Annotated in this window: 8 protein-coding genes and 2 pseudogenes; 3 read left to right on the top strand and 7 right to left on the bottom strand. The window is 47.4% G+C overall.

What is annotated here, in order from left to right:
* Positions 1-32 precede the first annotated feature (32 nt).
* Together ACOI7Z_RS10830 and ACOI7Z_RS10825 are read right to left on the bottom strand one after the other, a co-directional pair.
* Positions 33-152, bottom strand: a pseudogene (locus ACOI7Z_RS10830) (integrase arm-type DNA-binding domain-containing protein); the annotation flags it as partial.
* Positions 153-576: 424 nt separating this feature from the next.
* Positions 577-1,830, bottom strand: a complete 1,254-nt coding sequence (locus ACOI7Z_RS10825; protein ID WP_048325396.1) for an enolase C-terminal domain-like protein — start codon at positions 1,828-1,830, stop codon at positions 577-579.
* 337 nt (positions 1,831-2,167) lie between these two features.
* Here ACOI7Z_RS10825 and ACOI7Z_RS10820 point away from each other — a divergent pair, with 337 nt between their 5' ends.
* From ACOI7Z_RS10820 to ACOI7Z_RS10810, 3 genes are all read left to right on the top strand, one after another.
* Complete coding sequence (locus ACOI7Z_RS10820; RefSeq protein ID WP_049013856.1) at positions 2,168-2,935, top strand: SDR family oxidoreductase; 768 nt, start codon at positions 2,168-2,170, stop codon at positions 2,933-2,935.
* A 56-nt stretch (positions 2,936-2,991) separates the two neighbouring features.
* On the top strand, positions 2,992-4,278 hold the full coding sequence (locus ACOI7Z_RS10815; RefSeq protein ID WP_240513452.1) for an MFS transporter: 1,287 nt from the start codon (positions 2,992-2,994) through the stop codon (positions 4,276-4,278).
* 80 nt (positions 4,279-4,358) lie between these two features.
* A complete protein-coding gene (locus ACOI7Z_RS10810; protein WP_048325388.1) occupies positions 4,359-5,078 on the top strand; it encodes a FadR/GntR family transcriptional regulator in 720 nt (239 codons plus the stop codon).
* 106 nt (positions 5,079-5,184) lie between these two features.
* On the opposite strand, the pseudogene ACOI7Z_RS10805 reads toward ACOI7Z_RS10810, so the two are convergent.
* The 5 genes and pseudogenes from ACOI7Z_RS10805 to ACOI7Z_RS10785 form a co-directional block, all read right to left on the bottom strand.
* Positions 5,185-5,613 (bottom strand): annotated as a pseudogene (locus tag ACOI7Z_RS10805) (integrase core domain-containing protein); the annotation flags it as partial.
* Positions 5,614-5,875: 262 nt separating this feature from the next.
* Entirely contained in the window at positions 5,876-6,784 is a 909-nt protein-coding gene (locus ACOI7Z_RS10800) for a DUF4760 domain-containing protein (RefSeq protein WP_072122145.1), read from the bottom strand.
* Between the two features lie 486 nt (positions 6,785-7,270).
* Positions 7,271-8,446, bottom strand: a complete 1,176-nt coding sequence (locus ACOI7Z_RS10795) for a site-specific integrase (protein ID WP_101862092.1) — start codon at positions 8,444-8,446, stop codon at positions 7,271-7,273.
* Positions 8,401-8,613, bottom strand: coding sequence for an excisionase (locus ACOI7Z_RS10790; protein ID WP_101862091.1), 213 nt, complete (start codon positions 8,611-8,613; stop codon positions 8,401-8,403). Before ACOI7Z_RS10790 ends, ACOI7Z_RS10795 begins: the two co-directional genes overlap by 46 nt.
* Positions 8,614-8,731: 118 nt before the next feature.
* Positions 8,732-9,250: a hypothetical protein gene (locus tag ACOI7Z_RS10785; protein WP_101862090.1), complete on the bottom strand. Its 519-nt coding sequence runs from the start codon at positions 9,248-9,250 to the stop codon at positions 8,732-8,734.
* Positions 9,251-9,268 lie beyond the last annotated feature (18 nt).

Genomic DNA, 9,268 nt, shown 5'->3' with positions numbered 1-9,268 from the left:
TATGGCTGCAGCGTTGGCATTTGGCACCAAGCGGGGTGGGGGCCAATGCTGATGGTGGCCCTTTTTTTCAGCGCCGGGGGAGTGTATTTGAAGAACCAGATCTTTCTGCCGAATGGCTTAATCAACAACGCCAGCCCGTCGCCATCGCGTAGTTGCTACTCGGTATTAGTTTGGTATTTCAATTGGTTAGGTATCTTTTTGCACCATGGTTTTTTACGATATGGCATCGTAGTGCAAAACAAGCATAGATGATGCTCGAGATTTATACAGAGAATATGACCGCACAGGTAACAAAAAAGCCCGCAGGGCTTGCGCCGTGCGGGCTCTTAGGACTTCATCGGATGACTCTGGTAATCACCGATGGGCTGGCAGCGGCGTAATTAGTGCAGGAGTAGATCAATTCTGTTGGGGATGTTTATAGGTTGCTTAGAAGGGAAGGCGCAAAAAGAGTGGTGACGGTATTGATAGGGAAAAGCGTATTTATGCGTTGGATTTTTATGGTGATTCGTCGGACTCATTATTGTGAGTGGCTAGCTCTAATAAAGACCCGGCAGATTTAAGCCGGGTCTTTATTATTTACGGTCTTGAAGCCGTGCCGTCAGGTGTGCGCGCCATTGTCCAGGAAGGGATCCCCCCCTCGCACGGGTATTTCGCCGCCTCGGCTTCATCAATGTCGATACCCAAGCCAGGCTTATCGTTCAGGTAGGCATAGCCGAGGTCAATCTCCGGGCAACCCGGGAAGACATCACGCAGCGCGTCGTTCATGGGCGTGTATTCCTGAATGCCGAAGTTCGGTGAACTCAGATCCAGATGCATATTGGCGCAGACCCCGACTGGTGAAATATCACCAGGACCGTGCCACGCGGTACGCACGCCGTTCAGTTCGCTATAGACAGCGAGTTTCTTCGCCGGCGTGATACCGCCGATGGTGCTCACATGACAACGAATGTAGTCGATCAGTTTGTTGTCGATGAGCGGCTTCCACTCATTAACATTGACAAACAGTTCGCCCATGGATATTGGCGTGGAAGACTGCTGGCGCAGCATTTTCAACCAGTCGATATTTTCCGGTGCGACTGGGTCTTCGAGATAAAACAATTGATATTGTTCCAGTGTCTTTGCAAGGTTAATGGCGGCCACCGGGGTGACGCGCTCATGGACATCATGAATAAATTCGATGCCAAAACCGAGCTTGTTACGCAGGTGGTCGAACAGACGCGGAACGCTTTTGGCGTAGGCATCCGGGTCAAAGTAGATGCCAGGCGTTTTGCTGCGCGGTGAACGTTTCGGCTGAATGTTCTTCGCACGTGCCAGCTGCGTGGCGATCAGTTTGAGGTCATCGGTCCCCGCACCACCATACATTCCCATCTGGCAGCGAACGTACTGGTAGCCTTCTTCCATTCTGGCGCGGATGTTATCTTCCACTTCAACTTCATCGCCACCGTCAGTGTGACAGTACAATGGGATCCCATCACGGCATTTGCCGCCCAGCAGATCATAAACCGGCATCCCCGCCAGCTTACCTTTGATATCCCACAGCGCCATGTCCACGCCGGACAATGCATTGTTCATGATCGGGCCATTGCGCCAGTAACCGCTCACCGCGCCTGACTGCCAGATGTCCTCAATACGGGTCGGATCTTTGCCAATCAGAAAAGGCGCCATGTACTCATCGATCGCGTTTTTTACCGCGAAGATACGCTGCGTAAAGGTCGCGCATCCCAGCCCATACAACCCCGGCTCATTGGTTTCTATCTTAACGACCGCCAAATCAATGCCGCCCGGCGCCGTCAGAATCGTTTTCACATTGGTGATTTTCAGGTTACTCACTTTCTCTCCTCAACTCAGCGAATTTACCGCATGTCATACCGTTGTGGATGACATGGTGCATATTTGTAAGTTGTCCTACAACTTGGTGCTGTTATATCACGCTTCTTTTACAAAGGATCGCTTAGAGTGCCATTCTGTGATAGCGATCAAATTGCGTTCAATGAAAATTAAACAAACACTTATAATTCAATTTGTTAATCGTAATAATATGATCGCGAAGTGGAGCTGTTTGTGATCCTTGTTGCAAATTCATAGGTGAACTGTTGATTTTATCAGGACGAAAATTCAACCTTAAAAAAGACAGTCGTCATACAAATTAAACGAATGAGGAAACAACATGAACGCTTTATTTGATTTAACCGGGAAAACGGCGCTGGTGACGGGTTCTGCACGCGGACTGGGCTTTGCCTACGCTGAGGGCCTTGCCGCTGCAGGCGCACGGGTCATCCTGAATGATATTCGCGACACACTGCTGGCCGAATCCGTGGATACACTGACAAGCAAGGGTTACGACGCACAAGGCGTGGCTTTTGACGTCACCGATGAACAGGCGATTGAGGCGGCTTTTAGCAAACTCGATGCAGAAGGGATCAGTGTGGATATCCTGATCAATAACGCCGGTATTCAGTACCGTAAACCGATGGTCGAACTGGAGCTGGAAAAGTGGCAGAAGGTGATCGACACTAACCTGACCAGCGCATTTCTGGTGTCCCGCGCGGCGGCAAAACGGATGATGGCCCGCAACAGTGGCGGCAAAATCATAAATATTGGCTCGCTTACCAGCCAGGCTGCACGACCGACCGTTGCCCCGTACACGGCGGCAAAAGGCGGTATCAAAATGCTTACCTGCTCGATGGCCGCAGAATGGGCGCAGTTTAATATCCAGACCAACGCCATTGGGCCGGGCTACATTCTGACGGATATGAACACTGCACTTATCGAAGACAAACAGTTCGACGCCTGGGTGAAAAGCAGCAACCCCTCTCAGCGCTGGGGTCGTCCGGATGAGCTTATCGGCACGGCCGTCTTCTTATCATCCAGAGCATCCGATTATATCAACGGGCAGATTATTTACGTCGATGGTGGCTGGCTCGCCGTGCTGTAATTAATATTTTTTACTATCCTTTTTTTTGCCCAGCAGTAAATACACGGGAAAAAATTATGATTCATAGTATGCAAAAAAAATTAGCTCCGATTCGCTGGAAGAAACTGATTCCACTGGCTTTCATTACCTATAGCCTTGCCTATCTCGATCGTGCCAATTACGGATTTGGTGCTGCTGCCGGTCTGGCTGAAGATCTTAATATCACGCCAGGGATTTCCTCATTATTAGGTGCATTGTTTTTCCTAGGATATTTTTTCTTTCAGGTGCCTGGCGGGATTTACGCTGAAAAAAGAAGTGCTAAACAACTTATTTTTTGGAGTTTAATTCTTTGGGGGATATTAGCCACGGCAACCGGTATGGTTCATGATGTTAAAACCCTGGCAGTCATCAGATTCTTGCTTGGTGTTGCCGAGAGTGTGGTAATGCCCGCTATGCTTGTTTTCTTAAGTCATTGGTTCACCAAGAAAGAAAGGTCCAAAGCCAATACATTCCTTTTTCTGGGTAACCCCATCACGGTACTCTGGATGTCGGTATTATCAGGGTATCTCGTGGATGCTTTTGGCTGGCGTGGTATGTTTATTATCGAAGGCGTACCTGCGATTATCTGGGCAATTATCTGGTGGGTGATATTTGTTGACCGACCTAAAGATGCAACATGGTTAACAGCGCAAGAAAAAGAAGATATTGAAGCAGCGTTGGCAGCAGAACAAACCAATATTAAAGAAATAAAAAACTACACTGAAGCATTTCGCTCCGGTAAAGTTTTGTCCCTTTCATTTGTTCATTTTTTCTGGAATATTGGGATGTATGGTTTCATCATGTGGTTACCCTCTATTTTGAAATCGGCTTCTGGGCTGGGCATAGTCGCAACAGGTTGGCTATCAGCAGCACCCTATTTATTAGCCGTTCCACTGATGCTAGCTGCGTCATGGTATTCAGATAAATTTCTTAACCGTAAAATTATTGTTCTGTTGTTTTTAGGACTTGGTGCTATCTGCTTTATTGGCTCGTTTACCATTGGAGCATCAAACTTCTGGCTCTCATATGTTCTGCTGATGATTGCTGGCGGCGCGATGTATACCCCTTATGGACCATTCTTTGCGGCCATTCCAGATATGATCCCGCGTAATGTTGTGGCTGGCGCGATGGCATTTATCGTGAGTTTTGGCGCGTTGGGGTCATTTGTAGGTTCATGGATAGTGGGTTATCTGAATGGTATAACTGGCGGCCCAGGTGCTTCTTATGCCTTTATGGGAATCTCACTGGTGCTGGCAGTGCTGCTCACCTCCCTTACTTCGTTTAGTAGTAAAGAATCCAGGCAAGCGAAAGCACAAACTTGCTAAGTTAGGGCGCCTTTCGGGGCGCTTTAATTTTAAAAATGTTATATTGTATAGAGTTCCTGAACAGATTACGGATACCCATCTTGAGCATAAAATCCATTCAAAAACAAAATGTTGTAAATGAAATTTATGATCAGATATGCAGCAAGCTGCTGGACGGCAGCTGGGCGCCAGGTAGTCGTTTACCTTCGGAAGCGGAGCTAACTGCCTCATTTAACGTTAGCCGTGTCAGTGTACGTAGTGCGGTACAGCGTTTTCGTGATCTTGGGATAGTGGTGACACGGCAGGGTAGCGGCAGCTACGTGAGCGAAAACTTCACTCCACACATGTTGAGTAACGAGCCCCGCCCAATCATGCACCTGAGTCGCGAAGAATTTCACGATATGATGATTTTCCGCCAAACCGTGGAATTTAAATGTGTGGAACTCGCGGTCTTGAACGCTACCGAAGACGATATTCGTCAGCTCGAAGAAGCATTGAACAATATGCTGATCAACAAGGGTGACTATAAAAAGTATTCAGAAGCGGATTACGAGTTCCATCTGGCCATTGTCAAGGCCTCTCATAATAGTGTCTTTTACAATGTTATGAGCTCAATTAAAGATATCTATTACTATTATCTTGAAGAGCTCAACCGTGCACTGGGTATTACTCTTGAGAGCGTGGAGGCTCATATTAAGGTCTACATGTCCATTAAGAACCGCGATGCTAGTTCTGCTGTACAAGTTCTCAATGAAGCGATGTCTGGAAATGTTGTTGCTATTGAAAAAATTAAATCTATAGATATCTCTGGGGATAAATGATCGCAATTCCAGGCTGTAACCTGAATGGCTGTTGCTTTTATCTGGGAAATCATCTGCCTGCTGGTGTTTCGTTTTATTGATCTGCCTCCAGTATTAGATATAACCTTCAGGTTGATTTTTCTTCATGTTTCCTGTTTCGCCAGCCTGCTGCAAATTCAGCTGGCGTCTGGTAATTCAGCGATGAATGAGGATTGGACTCGTTATAGTCATGCCGCCAGTCATGAATTATTTTCCGGGCATGAAGAACTTCGCTGAACCAGTTCTCATTCAGGTATTCATCCCGAAAGCGACCGTTGAAACTCTCAATAAATCCGTTCTGAGTTGGCTTGCCCGGCTGGATTAAGCGTAACTCAACACTATGTTCAAAGGCCCATTGATCCAGTTCGCTGCAGGTAAATTCCGGGCCCTGATCGGTTCTTATTGTCGCCGGGTAGCCCCGAAATAGTGCGATGCTGTCCAGAATATGCGTGACCTGAACACCTGAAATACCGAAAGCAGCCGTGATCGACAGACACTCCTTTGTGAAATCGTATACCAATAATCACAGGATTTAGCCGGATGTTCTCGAACAACAACAGGCACAAAAAAGCCCGCAGGGCTTGCGCCGTGCGGGCTCTTAGGACTTCATCGGATGACTCTGGTAATCATCGATGGAGAATTTTGGTGGAGCTGGCGGGAGTTGAACTCGCGTCCGAAAACGATATAACTTACTGAAAAATATTGTTATGTATATTTTACTTTCCAGCGCGTGCATTTTAAGTGCATTTTGTTGTCCGCTCCAAGTCCATGCATCAATGTTAAGTGGCCACTTGAAGCTCTGGACCCGTGTCGCTATCAATTAACGGCTGACCTTGAACCATTTTTTCTACAGTTTCGTTTGAAGGATATGGAACCCCGAGTTCTACTGTGTTTGGGTTTGAACGGTGGGTTTCAACAAACGAGGTTCCGTTCCATTTTTTCGAAAGATAAATAATTCCTTCAAAGGCCGCTGGATCCTGTTTCTGAGATTCTAAAATCATGTGGAATCCACGGCGTTCTATTCCGCGTAAGAAGCTGGAAAAACACTCCTTCAGCAACTCGTCATCCAAATCCTTGAACTTGATTCCCTGCGCAAGAAACTCGAAATAATTAAGAATGTACAGAAGTCCGTTAATGGCATCTCTATACTCGTCGGGTACCTTCATGTTCTTGTATTCTTCTTTATCCGGGTTGCAGCGCCACTCAGAGAGTTCTTGCGGCACATAACGCATACCCCGATAAAATTTTGTGCTGTTCCGTAACTGTTTTTGGTATTCGGGACTGGTGCGCGTGTTAATGATCATGTTAAGGGTATGTGACCTGCGCGTATTCGCTGCTGACGTTATGCACTGGATCCACCACCCCATCCCAACGAGCATACCTGTAACCATAATCGAAAGAGATGTTTGATAAGCAGGAGTGTATCTCAGGATTGCATACCCGATCAGGACTATCACATAACAAACAGTACTGAACATTGGAAGAAATTCTGCAGTGTCTGGGTAGCGCTTTTTGATAAAGCAGAAGATAGAAGAAATGGCAGCGCCAGATCCAGCAATGACTACCAGCCAATCAATTATGGCCAGGTTAAAGGGGAGTCTTCCAGGGTAGATATAAGTAAATAGTGCTCTGACAATCAACATGAGAGCAAAAATTGTAGCGCTGACGTTTACAAGTGTTCTCGCCATCTTATTGATTCCTATAACAAAAGACCTCCGCAAGGGAGGCCTTATTGTGCTAATGGAGGTTTGTGTTACAAATTTAGGTCGTAGTTAACCTTCACCGAAACCTACAGTTAGTGTGTTTTTCATAGTGGTCACTCCAGTTGTAATACTGCGCCAGTACCTACGTTAAGCTATTGAAAATTAAAAAAACATAAAATTTCTTGTATTAGTGGAGCACAGGATAACAGTTTGTACCGTAACTCTTCAAGTACTATCAGTATCCCTGCGCTGTCCTAATGAAATTTTAACTACACAAAAATCAATATGTTATATATTGTCAAGGTAAATATTTGCGTTGCGTTTATTGCTATGGCCTAACTTGTTGTTTTTAAAACACTTACGTTTATGTAAACGCAATAGTACAACTATCAATTACATAGATGATAGCTCATTTCACAAAAAGCAATGGTAGCCTCATTCTTAATTTTCTTCAGACGCAGGCAGTATTACTCAGGTTGACACTACCTTTATAGACGTCTTTCCATCATATACTGCAAGGTATTTACCATAATTGCGGAACAACATTTCCGGCCCTTTGTGGCCCATCTGTCCGGCAAGCCAGAATAGGTTAACACCCTGGCTGATATGCTTGGTGGCGAATGTGTGCCGTGTCTGGTAAGGGTTACGGTAGCGCACGCCAGCTTTTGTCAGGGTCGGCACCCATGCTTTTTTACGGATAGCGTCGGCGTTCGCCCAGGGTTCCCCCGTTTTCGGATCGCTGAATATGAACTCACTTTTCATAAAGGTGTATTGTTTCTGCGCCTGCAGGGCTGCCAGCGCCTCACTGTTCAGCTCAACCTTGCGGGTACCGGCTTTTGTCTTTGTGCCTTTGAGTACCCCTACGACACTGGCCGCCTGAACGTGAGCAGTGTTCCCTATGGTGTCGAGATCAGGCCAGCGCAGCGCGCACAGTTCTGAGCTCCGTAGACCGGTATTGAAGGCAAAGCGGAACAGGTTTTCCCATTCCGGGTACCTGCAGCACTGGTAAATAGCGAGTGTTTCCGCTGGCGTGAACGGGTCAACCTCGTAATCGTCGGCGCTCGGGCTGCTGTCGATCACGTGGTACCGGCTGGCGCTGACGAGGCTTACCGGGTTAATGGTCAGCAGGCCGTCTGTCACCGCTTCATCTATGGCGCTGCGCAGAAACGAAAGGTTATTCCGGGTCGTTTTCAGCTTTGTTTTCCGGCTGGCTATCCAGTTTTTTAGAACCGCTGGCGTCAATTCTGACACGTGGAGTTTATGCAGAGCTGACAGCGCCGACAGGCATTTTTCATAACCGTTGATAGTCGACGGGGACAGGTTGCGGTTCTGGCAGATTTTCAGGTACTCGTCCAGGTAGGACTTAATATTTTTAGTTTTCTTCACTACCCCGAACAGCTCCAGTTTTTTGGAGGTGGGGAAGTATTTCGCATAATCGAATGTGCCGCTGGCGATCTGGTTATGTATCTCCCCCAACAGGCGCTCGGCATATTTAATGCCGCGCGCATTGGCTTCCATCCGGGATAGGGGCTCTCGACAGAGAACCCCTTTGTACGTGAAGGTGATGACCAGCGTGGCACCGGTTTTATGCTGACGGATTGTTACCCCTCTCGGGAGAGATAGTGATACTTGTTTTGTCTTGCCCAATTTGCAATCTCCTTTAAGTCGATCCAACGTTCTTTGGAACCATCGACTTTTAAAACATGAACACCTTCCTGCCACACTCCACGTTGTAACCGTTTGTTAACGGCATCCAGCGTCTCACCCATCTCTTCGCAGTACTTTGTAATCGGTACGACATCCAGATAAATCATATCAACCTCACACCACTTTCAGGCCACAACAGTGGCACCAGACTTCATAACTAATTCCCGGTAGTTCCAGTTCCAGCCGACCACGTTACTCATCGTTTGCAGTCATCAATCATTACCCTCAATGTATAATTGGTGCTTCTGGCACACCTTCGGTCTGGATTTGCTCGATAAAGCCATCGTGTAGCATGTTGAAACCTTCCCGACCCATGGCCGACAACCTGAAGCCGTGTTCTTCATCAGCAACAACCATGTCCTGATACATCCGCAGCGCCAGCTGCAGGCCAACATCAGGCCCGTACTTCTCAATGGCGCCAGCCTCAATGTGGTTTGCGAGCGCAAAGCGTTCCGGCCCTGGGTAAACGCTAATGGCACCATGCTCGCCGGAATAGATAACAGCAGTGTCAACACCGCCCTCGTCGTTCGGAACGTCGACATTCCCATTCTTCTCCCGCTCCTCAGTGATGAATACTGCGGCAAGCAACCAGCGCCAGACGATGATTTGCTTCTCGATATTAAGCGTGATCCAGCTGCTTTCTACCGCTTCCATGATGCAGGCCAGAATCTCCATTCCTTTGGCGAGGTGTTTGTCATAGCGACCGTTATCCAGCAGGCGAATGGCAGCAGAGTAACCAATCATCCGGTTTCCAGAACGGAT

It is taken from the genome of Klebsiella sp. C283 (assembly GCF_048822555.1).
Taxonomy (GTDB): Bacteria; Pseudomonadota; Gammaproteobacteria; order Enterobacterales; family Enterobacteriaceae; genus Klebsiella; species Klebsiella quasipneumoniae.
This window is presented reverse-complemented; position numbering and strand designations above follow the sequence as displayed.